The 26463-nt window shown below is 43.3% G+C and carries 23 protein-coding genes; 9 read left to right on the plus strand and 14 right to left on the minus strand.

What is annotated here, in order from left to right; all coding sequences use genetic code 11:
- Positions 1-257 precede the first annotated feature (257 nt).
- The 3 genes from D1814_RS13030 (at position 258) to D1814_RS13040 (ending at position 4743) form a co-directional block, all read left to right on the plus strand.
- Positions 258-1442, plus strand: a complete 1185-nt coding sequence (locus D1814_RS13030; RefSeq protein WP_118492923.1) for a PQQ-dependent sugar dehydrogenase — start codon at positions 258-260, stop codon at positions 1440-1442.
- A 90-nt stretch (positions 1443-1532) separates the two neighbouring features.
- Positions 1533-4187 (plus strand): ATP-binding protein, encoded by a 2655-nt coding sequence (locus tag D1814_RS13035; RefSeq protein ID WP_118492925.1) that lies wholly within the window; start codon positions 1533-1535, stop codon positions 4185-4187.
- Positions 4188-4290: 103 nt separating this feature from the next.
- The gene (locus D1814_RS13040) at positions 4291-4743 is read left to right on the plus strand and encodes a DUF3010 family protein (RefSeq protein WP_118492927.1); all 453 of its coding nucleotides are present in this window, start codon (positions 4291-4293) and stop codon (positions 4741-4743) included.
- A 58-nt stretch (positions 4744-4801) separates the two neighbouring features.
- Here D1814_RS13040 and D1814_RS13045 read toward each other — a convergent pair whose 3' ends face one another.
- From D1814_RS13045 to D1814_RS13055, 3 genes are read right to left on the minus strand one after another with little or no spacing between them, the layout of a single operon-like run.
- Positions 4802-7972, minus strand: coding sequence for a tetratricopeptide repeat-containing hybrid sensor histidine kinase/response regulator (locus tag D1814_RS13045; protein ID WP_232368880.1), 3171 nt, complete (start codon positions 7970-7972; stop codon positions 4802-4804).
- Positions 7973-8031: 59 nt separating this feature from the next.
- Positions 8032-8235: a hypothetical protein gene (locus D1814_RS13050; protein WP_118492931.1), complete on the minus strand. Its 204-nt coding sequence runs from the start codon at positions 8233-8235 to the stop codon at positions 8032-8034.
- A gap of 14 nt (positions 8236-8249) precedes the next feature.
- Positions 8250-9077 (minus strand): SAM-dependent methyltransferase, encoded by an 828-nt coding sequence (locus tag D1814_RS13055; RefSeq protein ID WP_118492933.1) that lies wholly within the window; start codon positions 9075-9077, stop codon positions 8250-8252.
- Between the two features lie 175 nt (positions 9078-9252).
- Here D1814_RS13055 and D1814_RS13060 point away from each other — a divergent pair, with 175 nt between their 5' ends.
- Positions 9253-9693, plus strand: a complete 441-nt coding sequence (locus D1814_RS13060) for an SRPBCC family protein (protein WP_118492935.1) — start codon at positions 9253-9255, stop codon at positions 9691-9693.
- 153 nt (positions 9694-9846) lie between these two features.
- Here D1814_RS13060 and D1814_RS13065 read toward each other — a convergent pair whose 3' ends face one another.
- The 3 genes from D1814_RS13065 to D1814_RS13075 all read right to left on the minus strand — a co-directional run bounded on the left by D1814_RS13065 (position 9847) and on the right by D1814_RS13075 (position 13397).
- Positions 9847-11871 (minus strand): RecQ family ATP-dependent DNA helicase, encoded by a 2025-nt coding sequence (locus D1814_RS13065; protein ID WP_118492937.1) that lies wholly within the window; start codon positions 11869-11871, stop codon positions 9847-9849.
- Positions 11872-11916: 45 nt separating this feature from the next.
- Entirely contained in the window at positions 11917-12642 is a 726-nt protein-coding gene (locus D1814_RS13070; protein WP_118492940.1) for a transposase, read from the minus strand.
- A 161-nt stretch (positions 12643-12803) separates the two neighbouring features.
- Positions 12804-13397, minus strand: coding sequence for a hypothetical protein (locus D1814_RS13075; RefSeq protein ID WP_118492942.1), 594 nt, complete (start codon positions 13395-13397; stop codon positions 12804-12806).
- A 405-nt stretch (positions 13398-13802) separates the two neighbouring features.
- Between D1814_RS13075 and D1814_RS13080 the strand changes: the two genes are divergently transcribed.
- Both D1814_RS13080 and nei read left to right on the plus strand, forming a co-directional pair.
- Positions 13803-14924 (plus strand): zinc-binding dehydrogenase, encoded by a 1122-nt coding sequence (locus tag D1814_RS13080; RefSeq protein WP_118492944.1) that lies wholly within the window; start codon positions 13803-13805, stop codon positions 14922-14924.
- A 209-nt stretch (positions 14925-15133) separates the two neighbouring features.
- Positions 15134-15955, plus strand: coding sequence for an endonuclease VIII (nei, locus tag D1814_RS13085; protein WP_118492946.1), 822 nt, complete (start codon positions 15134-15136; stop codon positions 15953-15955).
- A 120-nt stretch (positions 15956-16075) separates the two neighbouring features.
- Here the strand turns inward: nei and D1814_RS13090 are convergent, their stop codons facing one another.
- The 3 genes from D1814_RS13090 to D1814_RS13100 all read right to left on the minus strand — a co-directional run bounded on the left by D1814_RS13090 (position 16076) and on the right by D1814_RS13100 (position 18741).
- Positions 16076-17248 carry a sugar efflux transporter gene (locus tag D1814_RS13090; RefSeq protein ID WP_118492948.1) on the minus strand — a complete coding sequence of 391 codons (1173 nt, stop codon included), beginning with the start codon at positions 17246-17248 and terminating at the stop codon, positions 16076-16078.
- A gap of 263 nt (positions 17249-17511) precedes the next feature.
- Entirely contained in the window at positions 17512-18186 is a 675-nt protein-coding gene (locus D1814_RS13095) for a nitroreductase family protein (RefSeq protein WP_118492950.1), read from the minus strand.
- A 186-nt stretch (positions 18187-18372) separates the two neighbouring features.
- A complete protein-coding gene (locus D1814_RS13100; RefSeq protein WP_118492952.1) occupies positions 18373-18741 on the minus strand; it encodes a hypothetical protein in 369 nt (122 codons plus the stop codon).
- 282 nt (positions 18742-19023) lie between these two features.
- Here D1814_RS13100 and D1814_RS13105 point away from each other — a divergent pair, with 282 nt between their 5' ends.
- Positions 19024-19530: a retropepsin-like aspartic protease gene (locus D1814_RS13105; RefSeq protein ID WP_232368882.1), complete on the plus strand. Its 507-nt coding sequence runs from the start codon at positions 19024-19026 to the stop codon at positions 19528-19530.
- Positions 19531-19628: 98 nt separating this feature from the next.
- Here the strand turns inward: D1814_RS13105 and D1814_RS13110 are convergent, their stop codons facing one another.
- From D1814_RS13110 to D1814_RS13120, 3 genes are all read right to left on the minus strand, one after another.
- A complete protein-coding gene (locus D1814_RS13110) occupies positions 19629-20039 on the minus strand; it encodes a hypothetical protein (protein WP_118492954.1) in 411 nt (136 codons plus the stop codon).
- Positions 20040-20303: 264 nt separating this feature from the next.
- The gene (locus D1814_RS13115) at positions 20304-20612 is read right to left on the minus strand and encodes a hypothetical protein (protein ID WP_118492956.1); all 309 of its coding nucleotides are present in this window, start codon (positions 20610-20612) and stop codon (positions 20304-20306) included.
- Positions 20612-21160, minus strand: coding sequence for a YaeQ family protein (locus D1814_RS13120; RefSeq protein WP_118492958.1), 549 nt, complete (start codon positions 21158-21160; stop codon positions 20612-20614). The genes D1814_RS13115 and D1814_RS13120 overlap by 1 nt, the downstream gene beginning before the upstream one ends.
- A gap of 271 nt (positions 21161-21431) precedes the next feature.
- Between D1814_RS13120 and D1814_RS13125 the strand changes: the two genes are divergently transcribed.
- Positions 21432-22073: a peroxiredoxin-like family protein gene (locus D1814_RS13125; protein ID WP_118492959.1), complete on the plus strand. Its 642-nt coding sequence runs from the start codon at positions 21432-21434 to the stop codon at positions 22071-22073.
- Positions 22074-22233: 160 nt separating this feature from the next.
- Positions 22234-23235, plus strand: a complete 1002-nt coding sequence (gene add, locus D1814_RS13130; protein ID WP_118492961.1) for an adenosine deaminase — start codon at positions 22234-22236, stop codon at positions 23233-23235.
- Positions 23236-23260: 25 nt separating this feature from the next.
- Here the strand turns inward: add and D1814_RS13135 are convergent, their stop codons facing one another.
- Together D1814_RS13135 and D1814_RS13140 are read right to left on the minus strand one after the other, a co-directional pair.
- Complete coding sequence (locus D1814_RS13135; RefSeq protein WP_118492963.1) at positions 23261-23824, minus strand: class GN sortase; 564 nt, start codon at positions 23822-23824, stop codon at positions 23261-23263.
- Entirely contained in the window at positions 23817-26066 is a 2250-nt protein-coding gene (locus D1814_RS13140) for a marine proteobacterial sortase target protein (protein ID WP_232368883.1), read from the minus strand. Before D1814_RS13140 ends, D1814_RS13135 begins: the two co-directional genes overlap by 8 nt.
- Between the last annotated feature and the right edge of the window lie 397 nt (positions 26067-26463).

Consider the following 26463-nt stretch of genomic DNA (forward strand, 5'->3'; position numbering starts at 1 on the left):
CTTATCTTCGTTGCTAAAACTACATCGAAAGTAACATAGGCGGGGCTTAAGTAAAGCTCGGCTTCATTAAAGAAAGTTTATGGAAACCTCATAACTTAGAAATGTGAAAAACAAAACGTAAGCAATAATATAAACCTCTTTAATTAAACCTACGTAACTAATGCTAACTGAAATTATTTGCGCCGCCCGTTGACGTGTAATTAACGCCTCAACGTGTAACCAGCAATACGCAAACCGTTAAAAAGGTTAGAACGCAGATGCAAACAACAAATATGCACAAAAGCCGCATGAGCCGAAAAGCCGCATTATTGGTTATGCTTATTGCTACCTCATTTTGTAGCTTTGCCCAGACAAACTCATCTAAACAGATTGAAATGAAAGGCAGTAATGGCGCCACTGTTAACGGTAGTGTACAAGCTACTTTTGACAGCCCGTGGGCGATGACTTTCTTGCCAGACGGGCACAGTTTGGTAACCGAAAAAGCAGGCACGCTTTGGTTGCTTGATAAAAATCAGCAAAAGCGTTTTGCGGTAAGCAATGTACCAAGTGTTACAGCGCGCGGGCAGGGCGGTTTAGGTGATGTCATTATTCACCCAGATTTTGCGTCTAATAACACTATTTACATTTCCTATATTGAAAGAGATGAAAAAGACGATGCGTTTAGCGGTGCGGTAATAGAGCGAGCTACGCTGAGCGTTACTGATAGTGGCGCGAAGCTATCTGATAGAACGCTTATTTGGCGTCAGTCGCCCAAGATGACGGGTAACGGCCATTATTCACATCGTATGGTTTTTTCGCCTGATGGCTATTTGTTTATTACCTCTGGCGAGCGCCAAAAATTTACGCCAGCTCAAAACATGGCAATGAATTTGGGCAAAATTTTACGCTTGAACGAAGACGGAAGTGTGCCAGAAGACAACCCTTTTTACGGGCAGGGTAGTGTAACCGAGCAAATTTGGACGTTAGGGCACCGCAACCCGCTTGGCATCGACTTTGATGAACACGGCAATTTATGGGTTCACGAAATGGGGCCGCGCCATGGCGACGAACTTAACCTTATTGAGAAAGGTCGCAACTACGGTTATCCCACCGTGTCGCAGGGCGACCATTATTCAGGCGTAAAAATTCCTAATCATGAAGATATACCTATTTTTAAATCGCCCGAACTAGCCTGGGTACCTGCTATTAGCCCTGCGGGTTTTATCATTTATAAAGGCGACAAGTTCAGTGATTGGAAAGGTAATGGCTTCATTGGTGGCTTGTCTTCAAAAGCTTTGGTTCGTGTTTCCTTTAATAAAGACGACGAAGGCAAATGGAAAGTTGAAGAAGCAGAGCGTTACGAGTGGGGCAAGCGAGTGCGTGAAGTTGAACAAGACAGCATGGGCAATATCTATGTGCTTGAAGATAAGGAAGGCGGGCGCTTAATTAAATTAAGCCGTTAAAACGCAAGCGCATTATTAATAGGCTTGTCTATGCGATAATTTTTGATTCAAGCTTAAGTATGGAACACGGATACAAAATTTAGGACCTCTATGATTCAATCTCCTCAAAACTTTAACTTTGAACGTTGTGAAGACGAACCCATACATATTCCCGAAAGTGTACAAAGTTATGGTTTTCTTATTGCGTTTAGCTACGACGATCTAAATATCTCAATTGTCAGTGAAAACTGCGAAACGATATTTGCTGAGGGGATCATTGGGAAAAACTTTTTAGATATTCTTTCCTCTGATACTAACGAGCGCGCGTTTCTTGAAGAAACCTTCGATAGAGTGTCGAAGAGCAAAATACGGCTGCCCATTAAACTGATTTTAAATTCGTCGCTTTTAGTAGAAGGTGAGGCCCGAGATTATTTAGCGGTTGTTTATGATTCAGGTCATCATTATGTCGTGGAGCTAGAGCCTGCTACAGAATTTAGAGACACTTATAGTGCAGAACAATTCATAAAGCTTTATTCAATGTCTATCGCTCCGCGATTTAAAGAAATGACATCGCTACGCGAGATGGCACAAGAGATGGTGTCGACCATTAAATATCTCACTAACATGGATAGAGTGGTGCTTTACAAGTTCAACGATGACTACTCAGGTAAGGTTATCGCGGAAGCTAAAGCTGAGGATATGGAATCTTACCAAGACTTGTACTTTCCCGCTTCAGACATACCAAAACAAGCCAGGGAGCTGTACAAAACAAACTGGGTACGGCTAGTACCTGATACAGAGCTTCCCCCTGCAAAGTTAATTCCATCTGCCAAGGAGTCGGGAAGAGAGCGGTTAGACCTCACTCGCTCGCTATTGCGCACGTTCTCGCCCATTCATCTTCAGTACATTAGAAACCAAGGGCTACGCGCATCGTTTTCTATTTCCTTGGTGACAGATGGAGAGTTATACGGGCTCATTTCCTGTCATCATCGCGAAACCTGTTATATACCCCAAAATGTAAGGCTGCAGTGCGAGAATTTAAGTCAACTGTTCAGTTGGCACCTGTTGGCAAAAGAAGAAGAAATTGCCAAACACAAAAAGTATGTTACCGACGAGGCTGTGGATGCCATGCTTGACAAGATAGGGCCGGCAAACCCTATCAGTCGTGTAGTGAAAAGCGGAGAAAGAGCTTTTTTAGATGCGCTTAATAGCTCTGGGTTTGTTTACCACTCACAGTATGAAACCATTACCTTAGGCGCTACCTTACCGATAGAACTCATTAAAGATATTTTTTCTAAAGCGAGTGGCGAAGGCGATTTTCCTTACACTAATGATGCTTTATATGAAGATTACCCCGAAGCGCGTGAGTATGGTATTGCCGGTATTATGATCATTCCGCTATTTGAGAAAAAGCAGTACTTCACCGCTTGGTTTAGAAAAGAAACCCACCGAGTGCAAAAGTGGATTGGCGCAGAAAATGAAAAATCAGAAGATGCGCCAAAATCTGAGCGCCTTAAACCTCGTTCGGCGTTTACTATCCATACTCGAACCATTAAAGGGCGTTCAACAGCGTTTGATAAAGCCGATGTCGATACAGCCAATCGATTAAACCGAATGTTCTTGGTATACGCCCTTGATGTGCAAGAGCGTATGCACATAAGTATTCAAGAGCTTGAAAAGCAGGATAATTACAGAAATGAATTTCTTGCTACATTGGCTCATGAGTTGCGAAACCCCTTAGGTCCAATCATGTCTGGTGCAAGTATTCTAGAGTCGGTTGATGATGATAAAACGCGTAAAAGAGTAACGGCTATTATCAATCGTCAAGCCGAATACATGTCCAAACTTATTAATGATTTAATGGACGTATCTCGTATAACCCGCGGCAAGGTAAAGCTTGAATTCGAGAGACTAAGCATTCAGGACGTGCTTTCTGATTCTCTTGAAATTGTTGAACAGCAAGTAAAAGCGAAAAAGCACGATATTACGGTAAATTGTCTAGAAGAAGATGTAACCGTTTATGGAGATAAAGCACGCTTAAGCCAGATTTTTTCAAACATTATTCATAACGCGACCAAGTATACAAAAGAATCTGGGAAAATCGTTGTAGATATCAGAAAAGAAGGTGTGATGATTGTTGTCTCTGTTAAAGACAACGGAATGGGCATTCCTGAAGATAGGCTAAAAGATGTGTTCAATATGTTCACTCAAATTGAAGCTCATTCTACACATACCAAGGGCGGGCTTGGTATAGGTTTAACCTTAGTGAGTAAGCTTGTGGAATTACATCACGGTGAAGTGTCTGTGATGAGTGAAGGCGTCGATCAGGGCAGTACCTTTGAAGTGAGGCTACCTATTTCCAAAACTGCTTACGACCAAACAGAAAATACAGAAGTCGAGCCGGTGGTTCAGAGCAAAAGTAAAGTCATGTTCGTAGATGACAATGCCGACCTTATCGACGCTTATTGCTTACTAGCTGAGTCGATGGGTATTACTGCTTTGGGAATTACTTCGCCAAAAGACGCGGTTGACGCATTTAGCGCGTTTAAGCCTGACTATGCATTTCTTGATATCGGCATGCCGGATATAGACGGATATGAATTAGTTAAAATGCTTAAGGCTTTGCCCGAAGCAGAAAACGTTAAGTTTTACTCTCAAAGCGGGTGGGGATCAGACAAATACGTAGAGGATTCTAAATCTGCTGGGTTCGACGAACATTTTGTAAAGCCCCTGTCTAAAGAGACAATTAAGTCAGTGCTAAACTAATGTTGCTGCGCGTATTAGCGTGGTAAGTAAAGAAAAGTACTCGCAAGTGAATAACAGCCGAGAAACGGGTTATAATAACAGGCAAACGTAATTAGGAAAAAATATGAAAGTCTGTGGTATAGATTTAAAAGGTAATGAAGCAATTATTAGTTTGGTGTCGCTAGCTGACGGTTTGTTTCATTTGCCCGACTGCCGTACGCGCCGCTTAACCCTTGCCGATACCAGTGCCAAGGGGCTAAAAAGCTTTCAAAGCACTTTCGCTAAGCTTGTCGAAGATTATAAAATTGATGCTGTGATCATTCGCCAGCGTCAAAGCAAAGGTAAATTTGCGGGAAGCGCAATTGGCTTCAAACTAGAGGCAGCTATCGAACTAATTGATGGGTTAGAGGTTGTTGTATTTAGCCCTACAGATATCAAAGAGTCGCTTCGCAGAAACCCGCTAGCAGTTCCGTTCTCTGAAACTGGTTTAAAGCAGTTCCAAGAAACAGCGTTTACTACAGCATATGCATGGCTTATGAAAAATGAGTATGCGTCGCAAGAGTCTAGTGAAGGCTAGTATTAGCGCTCCTGTGCTTGTTTTTACAAATGAAGCCTAGACCTTTTCCTAGGCTTCGCTATTCACCCATCATCCCCTTAACTTTTTGATTTAATTCCAACAAAGCTTCGCGAAGGGCTTCTAGCTTCTCATTAAAGTTGTCGGTTGTTTTGTGCTCGCTGCGCTTTATGGTTAGCTCTACTGTGCTTGCTAATTCAGCAAGTGGAAAGGCGCCAATATAACGAAGCGCTGTTGTGAAGATGTGCGCTATTCTTGCGATGGAAGGGTAGTCATGGGTATCAACAGCTTGTTTGAGCGCACTGAGCTCACCTTCTAAAGCCACGAAATCGTTAAGCAGGTCGTTATAAAGCGTTTCATCACCAAGCAAGGTTTCTACGGCTTTTGATTTGTCTATTAACGTAAGTGAATCAGTCGCTACAAGCTTGTCGTTATTTACCGCTGAGGTGGCCGAAGACTGCCTTTTATCCAATACCTCAACAAGTACGTCAAAAAAGCGATTAGGGTCGACAGGTTTATTAATATGACCATCCATGCCAGCCGCTAGGCTTTTATCAATGTCTTGCTGCATGGCGTGAGCGGTTGTAGCGATAATAGGTAAGGTTAACTTTAGCTCTTCTCTAATGTGTTTGGCTGCCGTTAATCCATCCATTACCGGCATTTGGATATCCATCAATACCACGTCGAATGAGCTATCTTTACGTAGTATGCTTATTGCTTCTAAACCATTATTGGCAACTTCAATCGAGGCTCTAGTTTCAGCTAAAAGACCAATAGTTACTTTTTGGTTTAGTGCATTGTCTTCTGCGAAAAGAATACGTGTGCCTTTCAAGTTAGGCACTGTTGGCTTGTCTTTAGGCAAGGCTTTAGTTTTTACGTTAAGACATAGCTCTTGCAGCTTATCTACCAGCTCACTTGTGCTAAATGGTTTCTTAATAAAGTTACGTATGCCAAGTTGGTTCGCTTGTTCTCGCATACGTGGCGATTCAAACGCATAAAGCATGATCACTTTTGGCTGCTTAACTGAAAATTCTTGACTCATTATCGCCGCTACTTCAAGGCCATCTATATCAGGCATATTCCAATCTAAAATAAGTACGTCGTAGGGTGATGATGTGCCTAAAGCTGCACGCATTTTAACAATCGCATCTTTTCCGCCAGAGGCGATATCAGCGTGAATGTTGGCCATTGAAAGGGCTTCAGAAATTGCGTCTCGCGAAGCTTCAATATCGTCGGCTATAAGCACTTTTAATGCTGAAAGCTGCTTAGATGGAGAAATAATTTGTTGAGACGCGTCTTGCTGTACCTTTACGGTAAAGTGGAAAATAGAGCCTTTTCCTAACTGGCTCTCTACCCAAATTTCGCCGCCCATTAAAGCAGTGAGCTGTTTACAAATTGCTAGTCCTAAACCTGTGCCACCGTAGCGTCTCGAAATGGATTCGTCACCTTGATTAAACGGTTGGAACAGCTGGGCTTGATGAGCGCTACTCAAGCCAACGCCTGAATCTTTCACTTCAAACTCAAGCTGAATATCGTCTGCAGCTTGTGCGCACCTAACGCTAACAGAGATAAGCCCATCTTCAGTGAATTTAAGCGCATTACTTAATAGGTTGTTGAGCACCTGTTGTATGCGCAATGGGTCGCCAATTAAGTTTAGCGGCACGTCTCGAGAAATATGTTGTATAAGTTCTATATGCTTTTCTTGTGCGCGGGTTAGATGCAGTCTAATAGTTTGGTTTACCAATGCATCCAAATTGAATTGCGTCGACTCGATATCCAGCTTGCCAGCCTCAATTTTAGAAAAGTCGAGAATGTCGTTGATTATACTTAGCAGCGTTTGCGATGCGCCCTCAATTTGAATTAGGTTTGTTTGCTGCTCTTTGTCTTCTGCGGCGCGCTGAGAAAGCTTGGTAAGGCCAATAATTGCGTTTAGCGGTGTGCGAATTTCATGGCTCATACGGGCCAGAAAATCTGACTTAGCCTTGGTCGCTTTACGTAAGTCCTGCGTCAGAGTATTGAGGGCTATTCGCTGAAGTCGGGTTCTAAGCCATAGCCCAACTACCAATCCTAAAGAAAGGATTACAAAGCCAATAAAATAAAGTTGCTGAGTGTTTTTTTTCTGTTGGATCAGGTTTCGTTGTTCTTTTAACTGATTGTCTTTTTCCAGAAGCTTTATTGTTTCTTCTTTTTCAGACACGGCCAATCGCACGCGGTGCAGCGCCATCAGTCTCGACTGCTGCTCATTAAAGCTTTTCTTAAATGCTTGTTTATGTTGCTTTGAATAGTTAAGTGCGGCTTCCAGGTTTCCGTTTTTCTCGTGAAGCGAGATAAGCTGGTTTAAAAGGTCGGTGACCAATACTTTGTCATTTTTAATGACATCTTTCTCGAGCCCAGCTTCAAGTTCGCTAATAGCAAGTTCAATTTCACCCTGTTGCTTGTAGATGTCTACAAGATGAAGAAGGTGAGAGCCTTCGTTATAGCGAAACCCAACCTGGCGGTCGGCCTCTGCTGCTTGATTCAGTTTTTTTAATGCTTCGCTCAAATTCCCTTGTGCAATGTGAAGCTCTACCATTGCGCTGTGTACAATGCCTATAAAAGGATAGTTAGCTTCGCGAAGCAAGTTTTCAGCTAATAATAGGCTTACTTTCGCATTTTGATATTCGCCTAGCGCACGTTGTGCATACCCTTGGAAAAAATAGGCGGTTCCTTCACCCTCTTTATTATTAAAACGTTGCGCGGCAGCCAAATACTGATGCGCAAATGTCAGCATTATCTCATAATTTTTTAGCGACATGTAAACGTTGCCCATGGCGCTATACACCAAAAGAACACGGTCACTTTCAACTTCATTGTAAAAATCTAGCGCTTGGTGCATGGCTTCTAGTGCACTAGCGTGCTCGCCTGACAAATCTAGAATTAAACCCTCTAGGCGATACGACTCTGCAAGGGCCAACGTATTCTCTGATGAATTTGCATACTTCCGGGCTTCTAGTAATGCCTCATATGCCGACGCATAGTCTTGTTTTAAAACATAAAAATACGACTTAATGTTTAAAAAGCGTGCATGGTCGAAATCATTGGGTTGAGCTGCAAAAAAAGTATGCAATTCCCTAAACGTATTTTGAACGTTTGGGTCGTTTTCTTGAATGCGTGCTTTTAGCTCATCAAGCTGGTGTATGGCAGAGGAAGCCTTGTCTTGCGGCACAGCGAAAGCGCGCGCAGACAGTGTCATTAATGCAATGACACTGACAATATACAAAACATAGAGCTTCATTATTCGTTTATTAGTAGTTAGTAGCTAATAACGCGAATCGTTTTACTGGTATCATCAAAGCGCTTAGATAGCTCATCCCAATTTTGATCAGCAATAATTTTTACATCTTCGGCAGATAAACCGTATTTTTTCGCCGTTGCCACAGGATCGCTTTTGTAAGCCTCCATAAGCTTGCTGTTAGTGTCTAGTTCAACCATGAAATCTTGAATAGATTTTGCCATTTTTATTATCCTTTTTAATTTACAGTTGGGTTTCTATAATTCGTAACTTGTTTTTCTGTTAACCCTAGCTTTGCCAATCGGTCTTGCCTATACGCTGGCACCCCTTTGGAAGGAACAACGAGAGTAGAGATTAAAGTGGGTTTTGCAAATTCGAGTTCACTAAGCAGAACTTTTTCTATTTTGGGTTCGCAAAGTGGCAGTGTCGCCGCTTCATAAATAATAAGTTCGTGGTCCGCTGGATAATGCTCTGCCAATATATCTGCCAACATGGCCAAGCCAGATTGGCTATGGTTTGCATCTAACACGCTTAATGTGGCTTCTCCGGCTAAACCAATTTGCCAGATTATTTGTGTCATATGCGGGTCAATGCGGTAATCGCGAAACAGAAACTGAGTGGCTTCGTATGACTGGCAGCCATAGCGTGAAGGATCGATGCCCAAATCGGCTATTAAACAGTCTTCTGCCGAGACACCGGGCAACATTTTGGCCTCTAAGTTCATCTCCTTCACACGGCGGACAGCTTCATGAGAGGGAGTGACGAAAACACCGGGGTGGCCATAAAAAGCAACGCATACTTTATGGCCTTCTACTACAGACTCGACAATTCTATCGGCCATTTGAGAATAGGTAAGGGCGCGGGATTTACCTTCTTCGTAAAGGTCGTCTAGCGATACACTATTTGGGTTAAGCGTAGTTACCACATGCTCGCCAATTTTGTTCATAATACCCATGAAGACGATATCGGCATTCTCAATATGACTTCTAGCGGCAATAGTCATTTGCCCTGCAACACTAATGCCTGTGCCGACCACAACAAGTGATCCCTTTTTATTGGTGCCCATACTTCCTATACCGTTTGCGACACTATTTCTTTTGCCACTATAAAGTAGAATTAAGGTTTTTGCTATATTCACAAGATTGCCCGTGAACGATAACTTTTATTAAGTAAACGTTTGGTCTTGTTTAAGCTATTATCGAAAAATATCGCTAATAAGAATGTATAAAAAGGATTAAAGCGTGTTTTCGATTCATGTAGCGCGAACCATAAATAAACCTATCGAAGAAGTTTTTTCCATATTAAGTGACCATGTTAACTACGAGCAATTCAAAGCTATTGAGCAGTCAAATTTATTGGTCAAAGGTAAACTTGAAACAAATGGGTTGGGTGCTGTTCGCGAGATTATTTCCGGAGGCTCGAATCTTCACGAAGAGATAGTAGCCTACGACCCGCCGTATAAACTGGGCTATAAAGTGGTAAAGTCTAAGCCCTTGCCATACGACCACCAGTTAGGTGAAATAACGCTGAAAGAAGAAGGTGAAAAAACGCATGTTACTTGGCGCTCGAAAGGGCACATTACCATTTTTCTTTTAGGTAGCCTTTACTTTGACAAACAGATTCAAAATGTTGGGAGCCGTGCTTTCGGCAGTATTTTAAAGCAGATTGATAATATGGCGTAATCAGACGTTAGCGTTAAAAAGTCGCTAAACGCGTGATGAACATGGTTCACGCTACCGGCAGATAGTAAGCGGAATGTGCCCTTTTTAGTAACAGGGCACGAATTTAATTAAAGACAGGCCCGTTACCGACCCTTCAATAGCCAGTACAGTTGGTCATTGGCATAAAACAGCGTTCACTTCTTTTAAAACGTCGGCATATCGGCAGTGTTCCAAGCTGCCAAATCCTTCAACTTGTCTTATTTTCAAGCGACTAAACAAAGGCATGGTCATGCCAGTTAGAAAGCGGCAATAAATAGAAGGTGTAATGGGGCCTTCAAACTTGCCGCTTAAATGCGCTCTTAGCGCTGTTATAGCTTCTGATACTTGCTCACTATCGGGTGTTGGTATGGGTGATGAATAGCTAAGCTTTGCTACATCGCCTTTACATACACTGCAATGTCCACACGCCTTCGGCGCTTGAGTATCATCAAAATACACTGATAAGTTATGACTTAAACAGGTGTCTTGTTCGAAAAAGCTTACAAGTGCGCTGATGCGCTCGATCTCTTTACGCTCGTTTTCTGCAAAATAGTGCGCTAGTTGGTTGGGTAGTTCGCCATTTTGCAGTAACTCGTTGTTAATACGGTACACATCGGTAATTAAGCGCGACGCAAGCTCTATATGATTGTGTTCGTGCAAATATTCTAAGGCCGCTACAACTCTAGAACGCTCTGCGCCGTAGTGCTGAAAAATACTATCAAAATCGACCACGCCCCATACTTTCTTCATATTTGAATGCGTGAATACGGCGTCTAGAAAGCGCGCTCGTTCTTCTGAAAATAGGCTTAATATAGTGGCTTTATCTGAAATGAAGCGGAATTTGTATTCTGCAAAATAGGCATATAAAGGACGAATGACGTTAGCCAGTTCAAGCTGTACCAATAGGGTTTTAAGTGGGAGCTGACGAATGTTACTCGCACTTGATAAGCTATTTATCTGTGTTTCCCATTGGTAAACGCCATTTTCATTGTCAACTGATGAGCTAGTTTGGGTAACTGCAACGTGCTGAGCTCTATCTTGCTTGGCCTTATTTGGTATAGCAGGAGTTTGCGATTTAATGTCGTTGATTACGCGCTCGATTGCGCTCTTATCTGGCGTGTCGCCGTAAACAAAGTTTTCTATGGTGACAAGCCCATCTAGGTTCGCGAGTACGGTACAGTTTGCTGCTTCTCCATCCCGTCCGCCCCGGCCAATTTCTTGGCTGTAGTTCTCAATAGATTTTGGCAGGTCGTAATGAATTACAAAACGAATATCCGATTTATCTATGCCCATACCAAAGGCAATAGTAGCTACAACGACTTGAATCTTGTTGTTCATGAAGTCTTGTTGGATAGCTTGCCTTATTTCACTATCTAGACCCGCGTGGTAGGCTTTCGCGGCTATCCCTTGCTGCTGCAGAATTTGCGCAACCTTCTCAGCGCTATGCTGTAGTGTAACGTAAACAATCCCAGCACCTTGTTGTTTGTGAATTTCTTCAACTAACGCTTGGTTTTTGTAAGATTCGAGAACCGGACGAACATATAAATTTAAGTTAGGTCGATAAAACCCAGTTTGAATAATATTGTTAGGCCTAATATCAAAACGGGCCGACATATCTTCTTTTACTTTTTTAGTGGCCGTTGCTGTAAGTAGCAATACTAATGGAATATTCAGCTCTTTTTGATAGGCGGGAAGTTTAAGATAGTCTGGGCGAAAGTTATGTCCCCACTCAGAAATACAGTGAGCTTCATCAACCACCAACATACTGACCTGAACGGATTCAATGAACTGCCTAAAGCGCTCGTTCTTAAAGCGTTCTACCGACACCATTAAAATTTTACACCGCCCTGAACGCACGTCATTCATCACTCGCTTGTTTTGCTCGGGCGTTAATGTGGAATCGATGCTAGCTGCCGCAATGCCTTTGCTATGCAAAAATTCAAGCTGATCTTTCATTAGCGCCAGTAATGGAGAAATCACTAGAGTTAAATGTGGCAGCTGCGTAGCGACGAACTGGTAACACAACGATTTACCCGAGCCAGTAGGAAAGATAGCTAACGTTGAATGCCCACTAAGTAAAGAATCCACCGCCTCTCTTTGCCCCACGCGAAACGCTGAGAAACCAAAAAGCTGCTGTAAAATATTGGGGTCAGAGTACATTAATAAGCTTCCAAGTTACGATATAAAAAATGGGGTCAGAGTACATTAAGTTATTTCCGAGCGAGCAGTGGTTAACTGTTCACTGGTTTGCGGTGGTCTACCCAACGCTTCGCGCTTTAAGCGGTGTCCAGTTAGGCTTTCAATTTGCTGTTTAAATGAATCGCTTCCCAGCACTAGTCCTCTTCGAGTACCGCTTTGAATTTTATCAATGACAGTTTGAGGCAGTTCATCATCGAACAGAGCTCGGTAAGCCACAAGGCGCTGGTGTTCTGAAGCTCCTAAATTTAGGTATACAGGATGAGGACTGTGCAGTGACGAATGTGTCCCTAACGCATTTATTCTGTAGCTAGACCATTTATATTCAACCGGTTTTTCGACCATGTTTGCTCTTACAGGGTTCAGCTCGATATATCTGTGAACCGTGAGAAGATATTCGCCGTTAGAGACCAGGCTGGAATGAAACCTACCTTCCCACAACGTTCCAGAGCGCTCATATTTGTGGTTAAAGTACCTCACATACATGCGACCAAGCGCTTGCATCATCTTGCTTACGCCAAGGTTATCAAGATTAGGAGTGCAAAGTAAATGAACGTGATTGGTCATCAATACCCAAGCATGTATGCCTACATCAAATTTCGAAGAGAACTTTTTAAGCCAGCTAATATAAGCGATGTAGTCGTTCTCACACTTAAAGCATATTGAGCGATTGTTACCTCTTTGGATGACGTGTTGAGGATAGCCTGCGGGAGCCAAACGAGGTTTCCTTGCCATATTTTCACCAAATCCCTTTCTGTATTCTCTCTACTAAAATGAGTGAATTGAGTAAAGGCTACAACCCTGTACCTGCCAAAACTGGTCTAACGGGCAAGCTGAAAAGATGAAAAGAATAGCGTAGTAGGCTCTCCTAAATTAGAAAATGTACTCTGACCCCATTATTCATATCCCCAAGGGGCGCTTGGCGTTGCTATGGAATTTTCGAGATCAAAATCTACCTGTACTTCGCGCGCCGGGCGAACTAGTCGGTAGCTAAAGCGGTTGGGGTAAATCATCATTTGCCACACGTTATCAGTAGATGCTGCAATCCCAGACTCTATAAACAATGCTTTTGAGTAGGCGTCTGCGGGGAATGATTGAACTTGGGCATATCCTTCATCTACAGTGTGCCCCCCGTACATGGTTGAAGAGTGGAAACTGCCGTCTTTATTTCTGTGGTCGTGTTTTAACATAAGACCAGCGCCAGTTTTTGTTAATATCCAGGTGCGAGATGCGTCATCGCCCACACGAAAAGGGATTTGAATTTCTGAGTCTGTGCACTTTCGTACTTGCATAACAAGTTCTGCATCACCGAAGGTATTACCAACATTATCCTTACTCACTTTCCCTTGAAACGCTTTTCCGCAGTGCGCTTTTATTGAATTAAAAAACGCGTCGTGGGTAGGAATTGAGACCAAAGGTGCAGCTTTACCAAACGCCACATTGCTTATTCCAGTAAGCCCAAGTAATAGGTATGCATAAAACTTCTTCATTTCTCAATTCATCATAGCAAGTTGATAGAGGCATAACAGTGTAACCCAAGTAATGGGGTCAGAGTACTTTATCGATTAATGCCATGTCGCACTGTGTGATGGGAAAGTAGCAGTATTACTTGATGCAGATGACGGGGTGGCACGCGGAAGTTTTCGCAAAAAAAGTACTCTGCCCCCATTTTTCAAAGGCGTGCCGCTTGTGTGAAAACCGATTTGGAGAATCGTTTGGTGTAGCGATTGGGTTACTACTTAAAAGCGTTCACAAAAAAGTACTCTGACCCCATTTTTTTGCTGTATAAGTGGTCGAAACGCATATCTATTCGAAATATAAATATTGCTGATAGTGGTGGCGTGTTAGCTTAACAGTACATAGAGCGTTTTAATTTTTAGGGCACAAGAGTCAATATGAATAAATCTAAACAACTATTTACGCTAATTACGTCAGAAGGTGAGCTTCAGGTATCGCTAAAAGAAGTTAATGTTCCAGAGCCGAAGGCACATGAAGTGATTGTGCGCATGGAAGCCTCTCCGATAAATCCTTCAGATATGTGGCCTATGTTTGGCCCCGCAAGTCTTGATAAAGCGACCTTCGATGCGGATAAAAATGCATTGGTTGCACCGGTACACAAGCCTTTGCTAAGCCGTATCAAGTCTCGTCTTGACCAAACTTTACCTATAGGGAATGAAGGCGCAGGAACGGTTGTTAAAGCGGGTGACAGCCCTGAAGCGCAGGCTTTGATGGGTAAAACCGTATCTATTCTAACCGGCGCAGCTTATACAGAGTATGCTTGCGTGCCCGTACAGGCATGTTTACCTCATATGGATAGCACTACGCCGCAACAGGCTGCGTCGTCATTTGTGAACCCGCTTACTGCACTCGGTATGGTTGAAACCATGCGTATGGAAGGGCATAAAGCCTTGGTTCACACTGCAGCGGCCTCTAATCTTGGGCAGATGCTAAACAAAATTTGTTTAGAGGAAGGCGTAGAGCTGGTCAATATCGTTCGTAGCCAAGAGCAGGTAGACCTACTTAAAGGTATTGGCGCGAAGATTGTACTTGATTCCAGCAGCGAGAATTTCAAAGCTGAACTTTACCAGGCCATCGACAGCACTGGTGCTACGCTAGCATTTGACGCCATTGGTGGCGGTGAGCTAGTTAGCGATATTCTTACTATGATGGAAGCGTCGGGCAGTAAAAATGCAAAAGGCTTCAACACTTATGGCTCTGACAGCAATAAACAAGTGTATATCTACGGCGGCTTAGATTTCTCGCCGACAATTTTAAACCGCGCTTACGGTATGACGTGGAGTATAGGTGGCTGGTTGTTAATGCGCTTCTTAGGAAAGCTTGATAAGAAACGTGTGGGCGAGCTATATCAAAAGGTAGCTACGGAGATTAACACTACCTTTGCTTCATCGTACAGCAAAGAGTTAAGCCTGGAAGAAGCACTACAACCAGAGAATGTGGCTTTGTACAATGCGAAAAAGACAGGCACTAAGTATCTGATCGTGCCAAGCAAGGACTAATCAGCAGAATGTTCGAATAAGGCAATCTGAGTTTTAGTTAAATTAGAAAAAGGGTCTGTTGATCTTCGATGTACAAACTAAGGTTTAAAGTACATTAAAGAACAACAGTCCCTTTTTGTATTCATTATCATTCAGCTAACAGTAAGCGGGAAATACGCTTAAGGTGATATGAGCTAAAAGTAACCCAGATAAAAGGTATTTGAGACAACATGCCTGAAGGTCCTGAAATTCGTCGCGCTGCGGACAAAGTCGAAGCGGTAATAAAAGATGCTCATTTAGAAAAAGTAGAGTTTGGGTTAGCGCAGCTTCAACTCTACGTTAAACAATTGGAAGGCGAAAAAGTATTGCGTATGGAAACCCGTGGGAAGGCGCTAATCACGCATTTTAGCAACGCCCTTTCTATGTATTCACACAATCAACTTTATGGCGTGTGGCATACCTGCAAACGCAATGAATTACCTGATACTAAACGTCAGTTAAGGGTTGGGCTTCATACCGAAACTCACAGTGCTATTTTGTATAGTGCCTCCGATATTAGTATTTGGCCAACACAAACTATTCACGAGCACCCTTTTTTGCAGCGAGTAGGGCCTGATGTGTTAAACGATGTGGTAACAGAAGAGCTGGTGTTAGAACGACTACGTTCAAAAGCTTTTTATAACAGGGCGCTGAGTGGTCTATACCTAGACCAGCGCTTTATGGCAGGGTTAGGGAATTACCTTCGCAGCGAAATACTATTTGCAGCAGGTGTTCATCCTTCACTCAAACCTTCTCAGTTAGATGATGAGCAGCTGCGCAGCTTATCACATCACACCTTAGCAATATGCAAACGCAGTTATGAAACCGGTGGCTATACCGTGTACACAGAACTACGCGAAGTGCTTGAAGCAAAAGGCATTAACTTTGAAGGCACGCGGTTTATGGTGTTCGATAGGGAAGAGCAGCCTTGTAGAATCTGTGCCACTCCAATAAAACGCCAAACGTATAACGGGCGACGTCTCTATTGGTGTAGCCAGTGTCAGGCGAAGTGATACCAACCGCTTACTTTTAGCCGACAAATAACCTAGTATCGACTTAAACAGCATTATGTATTAAACGGTACCTCATTTTGATTGGGTTTTGCGTGCAATCCAACTCAAAGAGGCTGCCGCTTAGCGAAGAGCTCGTCGTTTTGCAAACATGAATACCAACATCACGCTTAGGCCGAATATGGCTATACAGAGTGACCCGATAGTGGCATCTCTGAAGCTAAAAAATTGGGCCACTGTACCCGCACCGATAGTACCTAACATCATGCCCACGCGGGTTGCATTTGAATAAAACGCTGATGTAAACCCGGTTAAATCGGGCGCTTGTTGTTGCAGCAAGGTCAATCCAATGCCTGCATATAATCCGTAAAATAGGGCATTTAATATTTGAAGTGTTAAGAGCTCCCAACTTGATTGAGAGAAATACACGCCAACGTAAAAGCAACAGCCAAAAATAAATGCTACCGCCATAATGCCAGCAGGGGGAAAGCGTCGCGCTAATTTGGCTGCAAGCAGCATGGTAGGTATTTCAAGCGCGGCTACCACGCCCATCATTAGCCCAGGCAAGTTTTCCGCTAATCCTAGCTCATTCATAACGTATAAGGGCATGGATGATAGATACATAACGTTGCCAGCCATTCCAGCAAGTATCGCCAAACCAACTAGCCAAAAAGGCAGCGACAGTGAGCCTTTAAGGCTCGTGTTAAGTGACTGTTGATTGGCTTTTTGTGGCGGTACTACGTGAACGACAAATAGCGTCGCAACAATCACACAAGCGATAGCCACAGAAAAAGACGCGGCGAAGCCAAAGTTGGCAACCAGAGTAAATGCTAGTGGTGGGCCTACCACCCAAGCAAGAGATATAGCTGCGCGAACTTTCGAGTTAAAAGCGGCTAAATCGATGTCTTGGTTTTTTGCCCATAGCCCCGAAACAGTCAACATCTGAGACACTGCCCCAGCACCTACCGACATAAACAAAACGCCAGCAAGAAACACGTGCCAGAACTGCTTGCTGAAGATAAACGCCACCATGGCAATGCCTACGCAAACCATAGTGAGACCGTAAAGGCGGTTTGCGTTAAAACCTTTGTCGGCCAAGTGGCCTAAGTATTGGCTGATCGCCAAGCCTGATAACGTCACGGAAACCATATAAATACTGATGTATATAGGCTCAACATTTATCTCGTCAATAAGAAAGTAGCTCATTAGTGGCGTAACAAATGACGAGGTTAACCCAGTTAATAGACTTAACAGCAGAAAAGGAAGTTGCGGTGAAAATGGGTGACGCGATGACATGAGGGTACAAGCTCCGAGGGGCTGTTAAATGTGGGTGACCAAAATTCGCAGTGAAAAGGTAGCAACCCTTAATAACGAGGGCGCATTATAAGTGCTGAATTTCTCATGTCTATGCCGTTAATAGTATTAGGCCCACATGAATTGTGCTCATATGGATAAGACAAAAAGGAGGGAACGGCACAGCAAATCCATTGTTCGATAAAGCTGTGCTGCTTGAGTGCATTTATAAGTTTGTGCGCACACGCTAAACGTGTGCGCTTGCTCTATAGAAAACTCGCAATCTCGCTAAGCGACTTCTTATTTTTGGCGTGGGCGGGGATGGTGGCATTATCTGCTGGGTATCCTGCAATAATTAGCATGTAAGCGCGCTCGTTGTCTGGTCGTTGGCACACATCGGTTAGAAAGTTCATAGGTTTTGGCGTATGGGTCAAGGTTGCTAAACCTGCGTTGTGAAGTGAGGTAATGAGCATTCCCACAGCGATACCAACGGATTCATGCACATAATAGTTTTGGCTTTTTTCTCCTGTTTCCGTTTCACCAAACTTCTGGCTGAATACGGCAATAAGCCAAGGTGCTGTTTCTAAATAAGGTTTACTTGCATCAGTACCCAAAGGCTTAAGGTCATTTAACCATTGTTGCCCAGCACGACCGTTGTAAAAGCCTTGTTCATGGGCTTCAGCTTGTTCGCGTATTTGTTGTTTTACTTCGGGCGATTGTATTGCGGCAAAGTGCCAAGGTTGATGGTTCGCCCCGCTAGGCGCGGTGCCTGCGGTCAAAATGCAGTTTTCGATAACCGCCTTTTCAACGGGGCGGTCGCTAAAGTGTCTAACGCTGTGGCGACGCTGCATGGTTTTCAAGAATTCTTCGCTACGAGCTAGCATTTGCTCTTCAGGGTATTCAATAAAATCATCAAGTGGTGAATGGTCGTGAGGCTGCATTTATTATCTCTTTTTTTTGTTCTTTATTACTTTATCGCTTCTGACGCGTTTTTAGAAATAAAAGGGAAAAACAAATGCTGTAGTACAGAGTTAAATAGAAGGTCATGTATACACAATAAAAAAGCGACTCACCCAGGCAAAAGTGAATCGCTTTGTTACAAGTAGTTGGGAAGTTGTATAGGACTATTAGTGACGCTTAAATGGCGGGCGCGTACCGCGTTTTTGTGTGTCAGCTTGTTCTTCGAGTACCTCAAGTTGAGCGACGTCGTAAACTGGCATCATTTTCGTCACTCTGCGATATGGTGGCTTACCGCGCATAATGACGTCTTTCACTTCTACATACTCAATGGCGTCTTGCCCTACCGATTCTAATTGTGCAACATCGTTAACCGATAAGCTTATGATTTTGCGTTTGAACGGTGGCTTGCCAGAGTAATCGACAACTTGCACATCCACAGTTTCATCGCTTGATGCAGACATTGCCTGTGCTGCATTTGCAGAAACGCCAAGTGAAACCGCGGTAATTAATGAACCCAATACATAGCGTAATTTCATGTTGTGTCCTCTTATTGAATTGCTACTTTAGTCTATTGTATGACCAAAAAAGTTCTAAACAATGGCGATTGGTGATAGTCATATGCTATCACCTAGCTGTTTATAAGATACTTTAGCAATCAAGAGGAGCGCGAGCGCGTTTAGTGATAACGGGCCATGATAGAAATTAGATGGTTAATCATAGTGCAGGGGAAATGAGTGGCTGCACCGTTCTGGTGCTATGGAACTGCGTGGTTTTAGAGTCTGCTGGCTAAATCAATCACTTAGCTTTTGGTCTTTATCTTGCTGTCACCTAATACTCATTTAGAACCGGTACTTGGTACACTTGCGGTGAAGTTAAAATTCAAGGTGTCGTCACTGGCGCTATCAACTTTATTGATCGCTTTTACATCGACAGTGTCGGCGATAGAACAAAGTATTCCACTTTCACAAAGCAAAGGCGGCACGCTTTATTTAGAAGCAACCTTAGAATCGAATGTGAATGCCTCATTTTTATTGGATACGGGCTCAAGTCTGCTAACCCTAAATCAGGCCACCTTCGATGCTTTAACACACAACCAAAAGTTGCTTGCCACCCGGACCTCGGCAGCGAGAATGGCGAATGGAAAAATCGTAAAGATATCGCAGTATCAGTTAAATTCTGTTCGAATTGGTAACACGTGTGAAGTCGGGCCAGTGGAGGTCGCTGTGCTTCCGAAAGGAAATAACATCTTAGGCATTAATACGTTATTAAGAGTTGCCCCCTTAACGATAACGTCTGATTCTGTGATCTTAGCAGGGTGTGATTAGCCTTAGTTAGAACACCCAGTTTTATTATACGCTAAATTAAACACTAACAAAAAAGCGAACCCGAAGGCTCGCTCTCTATTTTTTATTGCGCAATTAAATTAATCGTCGCATTCGCTAACGTCGCCGCCCATTTGCTCTTTCATTTTCACGCAAGCTTCATGTGCTTTCTTCGCCGCTGCATCTTTAAACTCACCTGCTTTTTCAGCAGTTGCGTCATACGCGTCAGAGGCCATATCTTTGCCGTCTTCATACGCATCAGAAGCCATCTCTTTGCCATCTTCATAGGCATCAGAAGCCATTTTTTTACCGTCTTCGTATGCGTCAGATGTTGCATCTTTGGTTTCATCCCAAGAATCTGCCGCGCCTTCTTTAGCGTCTTCATAGGCTTCAGAAGTAGTCTCGCCCGCCTTTTCCATCTCTTTGCTTACTTCGTTTTTTGTTTCGTCGTTAGACTCTGTACAGCCCATTAAAGACAGTAGTAGTGCTAACGCCATTGCTTTAGTTTTCATTATGAAGCTCCTTTTGCTGGGATAGTGGCTATTTTTATAACCGGTCAACATGGTGTTCGAACATGCAGCGTATGGCTAAGTGTTACTAGCCATATAATAGTATTATTCGGCAAGCTGAATATTCGACCAACCCAGTCTAGCCTACTTATCTAGTAAAGTGTAAGTAGACTTTATGTGAAAAAATGAAAGGTTTATAACAAAAAAAGTGCGATCTATAGAAAATAAGTGCGTCGCAAGATGTTATTTTGTGATGTACTACGCGGGTTAATCTTCTGGACCTTGCGTAGTAAACACAAGATGTCGACGCATGTCTTTCAAAACTACACCTTTTTTAAGTAGCGCTGCGCTTAATCGTCGCTGCCATTTTTTTAATTCAGGCTCGGCCCGTGACAGTGTCTCTTCATTTTCGAATTGAAATCTCAGCAGTAAAGAACCAGGGAATTGATGATATTGAACGTCAAACCAACATTGTTGCATACCTTCAAGTTCTTCAAATCCTTGTGCTTCCAAGCTATCGGCTATACTGAAAACCAGTGCCTGTTGTTTAAGCTGAACTGCAGAGAGCTTTTTCATTACAGGTGTTTCTCGATAGCTACTTCAACGCTTTCGGTGATATCGGCACCTTCTATAGTTAACCAGACTTGCCCGTCTTGAATGGTAACCTGTATTTGCATAGAGCGATGAACTGCTTTAGCCAACGTAGCAGCTAGCGGCTCTGGCAAAGTAAAAATTGATAGGTTCTTTCTTGTCTGTAACTTGTTTTGCTCTTTCTTCCACCAGGCATCAAAGCTATTGTCAGCGTATGAATAAATCATCATCTGTTGACTTTGATTACAGCCCTTTTTGATGCGCTGTTCTGACGGTTGACCTAACTCAATCCACAACTCGACTTCATCGCTAAAGCTCTTCTGCCACAAATCAGGCACTTCGTCGTCAGACAGCCCTTTGGTGAACTGTAAGCGCTCATGCGCATTAACAATAAAGGCGATAATACGCAGCATCATGCGCTCGTCATTTTCTGATGGGTGCCGGGCAATAGTAAGGTTGTGATCGTTGTAGTAGTTACGATCCATATCTGTTATTGATATGTCAGCTTTAAAAATGGTCGCTTTAAGAGCCATGGTGATCCTGCTTTGTTTTTATTAAGGCTTGAGAAAAGCCTCGTGTGCCATGCGAACAAACGCTACAGCAAATTTTGACGCTATATTACCAGTAAAATGCGTTGCCTGCTGTAGCTAAGAGGCCTATATCGCAGGTAAGTACGCGTTTATTTTCATGCGTAATGAAATTTTAAACAAACCTTCTCGGTCATGTTCTTGGGCATCGCGCGAAGCGCGAATAACTAAAACAGTAAACAAGCCACAATAAGAATATAAATTTGGAGAAGGATTAATGAAAAGACTCGTCGCTATGGCAGCTATGGTATTCGCCTGTATTGCGGGTACATCAAATGTACATGCTTTACAGCGCGGAGCCATTGCAGAAGATGCTAATTCGGTGACGCCATTACTCAATGGCCAGGTTGCGCCTAAAACAACGCTTAAAATGGCTGACGGAACACCGGTAAGCTTACAAGCGCTGACTATGCAAAAGCCCAGTATTGTACTTTTTTATCGTGGCGGGTGGTGTCCATACTGCAACGAACAGCTTGCCCAGCTAAAAGATATTGAAAAAGACTTAGTGAATATGGGGTATCAGATATTGGCAATTTCGCCTGAATCGCCTGCGCGTTTACAAGAGCAAAAACTTGAAACTGAGTTTTTGGTTACACTTTTATCTGATGATAAGTTGGACACCATTCGCGAATTCGGCGTTGGTTTCTACGTTGATACCGTGACAGAATTGAAGTACAAAACCTATGGTATTGATTTAACCAAAGGTGAAAGTGGAAAAAGCGTTTTGCCAGCGCCTGCTATTTTTATGCTAGATAAAAAAGGGAAGGTTTTATTTAGTTATGTGAACCCAGACTACAAAGTTCGCCCTTCGGCAGAACTGGTATTAGCGGTAGCGAAAACCCTTAAAAAAGAGATGTAATGACTCGTGCAAGCCTTATTAAGGCGTAGTCCTTAATAAGGGATTGTTTACAAAAAAGCACAGTTTTGTCCCACTATAAAAAAGTTATTTTCGGGCAGAAAGCGAGGTTTAATGCGGTAGGTGTTATACTTGAGAATGCTCTTATTCAAATCGTATTCCCATGATTAATAACACACTTCCGCTTCTAGATTTACACCGCCACCTAGATGGTAATGTGCGTCCGCAAACCATTCTTGAGCTTGGGCAGCAGTTTAATATTGATCTGCCCGGTAACTCGATAGAGGGGTTGCGACCGCACGTTCAAGTAATGAAAATCGCGCCGGATTTGGTCTCGTTTTTAAATAAGCTAACGTGGGGCGTTAAGGTTTTAGGCAATCTTGATGCTTGTAGAAGGGTGGCTATTGAAAACGTTGAGGATGCGGCAAGGCAGGGCATTGATTACGCAGAGCTGCGCTTTAGCCCTTACTTTATGGCTGAAAGCCACGGTTTGCCTACACAAGGTGTGGTTGAAGCGGTTATAGACGGTGTAAAAAGGGCAGCCAAAGATTACGATGTTAAGGTTAACCTGATAGGGATATTGTCGCGCTCTTATGGCGCAAAAGCATGTCAACAAGAGTTAGATGCAATACTGGCGTGCAAAACGCACATTACTGCTATCGATTTAGCCGGCGATGAAAAAGGCTTCCCTGGTGACTTGTTCGTAGAGCACTTTAAACAGGTGCAGCGAGAAGGGTTAGCTATCACAGTGCACGCGGGTGAGGCGGCGGGCCCTCAGAGTATTTGGCAAGCTATCAATGACTTAGGTGCTACGCGAATAGGGCATGGTGTTAATGCCATTTATGATATTAAGCTTATGGACTATTTGCGCGATAAGCGCATTGGCATAGAAAGTTGTTTAACCAGTAACATACTTACAAATACAGTCACTTCATTACCGGAACACCCGTTAAAAACCTTTTTAGAACACGGCATACTCGCCTGCCTAAATACCGACGATCCAGCCGTTCAAGGTATAGAGCTAGATCACGAATTTAATGTAGCGGCCAAGCAAGCAGGCCTGACTCCTTCTCATATTAAGCAAGCGCAAGAAAACGCCCTAGCAATAGCGTTTTTAAGCGAAAGCGAGAAAGCCGCGCTTATCAAGAAAGTGGGGTCAGAGTAACGACACTGACCCCATAGCTTCGATTCTATGAAGGCTTAAGCTCGACAACTAACCTTAAATGATTGTCTTGGGCGATGGTATGAAATGGGTAACAAGTGACTAAATACAGCCTTTTTTGATTGAGCTGAACATTCAGCGTTTGGTTTTTTATATCAACAATGCGCTTCGCAGAAATTCGATAGGGGTGCCATATCTCATCAGAAGTTTGAAGTTGTAGTGCGTCACCGATATTTGCCTTCTCAAGAAAAGCGAAATGCGTGTCTTTATGGCCTCCAATCACGCTGGTTTCACTGGCTAACTCTCCTGCATTGGTATGTCTTCCTGGGCCAAAGGCCAACGCATTTCCTTGGGCACCTTCTAGTATATACAAGTCGGTATCGCTTTTGGGGTGCACTAACCGTCCTACGGGCCACGTGTCAGCCCATCGCCAAGGCTTAACTCCAGCGCCCGTTTGCAAGGTTTCTGTCCACGCTTTTTGAATCAGTACTTGGGCTAACTCCGCCTTTAAGGCTATCCACGCAGCTTTGCCAAACCCAAAGGTTACAGCTGCAATAAGCAATACACTTATAAGTACTTTGGGCCTAACCATTATGCGTTACTCTTTGGTCTTTTATAAAAATACGGTATTGCCTTAAAAGAAAACGCTGAGTTTCACTTGTGTAGAGCAGTATCAACAAGAGTAGTGAAAGAGCACCTATAGCCATGTGAAAATTAATTCCAGCAGAGGTTTTCGGATAGCTAACGGCGCGCATTTGCGTACCCTGCGGCATTAGGTTTTTTATATTTTGCGATTGAACGTTTACCGATTCAGGTCTTGATACTACCTCTTCAATAGCAACAAAGCTGGTATATGCCGTAATCAGGTTGTGCGGTAAGGCTACGTTAATAATGTCGTTTTTAACCTCGTTTTCATCTCTACCAAGGGCTTTTTCATCCATAAGCGCCGCAATTTTTTTGCGCGCCCATGCGGTGGCGATACCTTTACTTTGTGTTGAGTGAGGTGGTTTAGCATTAGCTGAAGTATCGCTTACGTTATTGTTACGTTCTGCTGTTAAATAACGCGCTTGTATACTGCGTTGCCACTTATGGGTATTACCGTCTTTGTCGGTTAATGTACCTTCAAGCTGAAGGCTATTGACTGCGATATAGTCATCTAAATTATTGCTATGTTTGCGCTTTTCGTGGGTAAGGTCGGGTACTTTTAAATTAATGAGCAGTGGCTCGCCAGCGTACAAGTCAGGCAGGCGTTTTGGGTAAACTTCAACGTTGTCTTTATGTCGCATATCCTTAGGTAGGGTTAAAGAAAGATTGCTCAACACAGGGCTTTCAAGCTTGCTAAACAAGCGCTGCATTTCTTTTTGAATGTTATTCTGGTTGTCGATAAACACATAACTACCCCGTCCGAACTGTGCAGCGCGGGTCATAAAGTAGCTGTTAGGCGCGCTGCCAATTCCTACCGTAAAAAGCCTTGCGCTACCTAGCTGTTGTTGAATCATTGAGAAGAGTGCAGCTTCATTTCCCACGGCGCCATCAGTGATAAATACAATCTGTTTAATGTTGTTTTCTTGTGGCTGTACGTTTAGCGCTTCATAAAGGGCGCCCGCCATTTCAGTACCACCGTTGGCGTGCAAATTAGAAATAAAAGAGAGCGCGGTCTTTATGTTATGCGGCTTAGTATTCGCGGGCTGACTAAATAGTTTTTTGTAGCTTGTATTGAATGCCACAATATTGAACCTGTCTTTTGTGTCTAGTCTTTCAATGGCCAGCTTTAACGCGGCTTTGGCATCCTCAATTGGACGTCCGCCCATCGAACCCGACGTATCTATGAGAAAAGTAACGTCGCGCGGAAAGTCTTGAAGATCGTCAGGATTAACTTGAGGCGGTGTTAACATAACTAACGCGTAGTGATCTGAATCTATATCTTCAGCGAAATAAGCTGCTTGTGGAGTAGATTCCTTCGACGGACGCCACCGCAACCACACATCTTTATTCATAGTGATGTGATTATCACCAAGCCAAGCGCGGTATTGATATCTTGCGTTTTCAATAGAGTGCCAGTTAAGTTTGTAACCTGCGCTATTGATGGAATCAAGCGGCATGCCTGAATTTATAGTTGCAGTGAAAGAAAGCTGATTCGTATTGCTATCGGACTGTGCTGGAGCCATAAATGGTGTTATTTTATCGGCGTCACTGACTTCATTTGTGGGTAGTGCCCAGCCTGAAACAAATGTGTTGTTGGTAGTTATACGACTGCTGGTAGTTATACGACTGCTGTCGTTACCTACACTTTGCGGGGCTTGATTACTTTTAATTTCAGTTTTATCGCTGTTAGCGAAAGCGTGTGTAGAAAGAACAGTATCGCTTAAATCTTTGATAGTAATACCCGGTATGTAGCGTGGGGTGAGGGTTGTAGGTAGATGGAAACTAAATTCCCCATTGTCATAGTTAACTTGCTGTATGTACTGTAGCTTAACCGTTATTTTTTCACTCGGGGCAATGTTTGCCAGGTGTTGAGTGAACAAGTTCGGACGTTGTTGTTGCGTTAAGCTGGCTTTCTTTCCCGCTTTTTTGGCTGCATCAAATGCTTGTTTAGCTTCTGTTTTCGGCTTTATTTTTCCGCGTATAACCCTATCGCCAATGAGCATTTGCATACTATTTATTGCCGCGTTTTCATTTAGCGGAAAGGTATACACACCATGTTTCCATTTATCGCTATCATTAGTAAACGTTTGGGAGTAGGTGACATGAGCAATCATGCCATTAACTTGCAGCTCGACATGAGTTGAGTGCAATAAGGCCGGTGACGACTCTCCGTCCTTGCTCTGCATCATGAGTTCACCAGACTCTGCGCGACTTAATGGGCTTAACACCACACCAAGCAAGAAACAGAGAAATGACACAAGTATGTACAATTTATGATTGTGAGGCTTTAGCGATTGTCGCCGCTCGCGAAACAAGGGCTTATGTGTATTACTCGGGTTGAAGTAGTCGCGCTTGGGTGTTTTGGAAAATAGCATGGAATAAGCTCGCTTTAGGTGACGATGCTTATTATTAAATGCCCCAATTAGGGCGAATTATGAACAATTATTATGGCGAGGTGATGAAGAAAAATGGCGAAAGTGTGTTTTCCGCTTACTGTTCTGGGCATTCGCGAAGCAGAACACTTAAACACGTTAACTTCAAATGAGCTGCACTAGCGAAAAAAGCTGCGAAAAATAGCAGCGAAAA

This window comes from Alteromonas sp. BL110 (genome assembly GCF_003443615.1).
Lineage (GTDB): Bacteria > Pseudomonadota > Gammaproteobacteria > Enterobacterales > Alteromonadaceae > Alteromonas.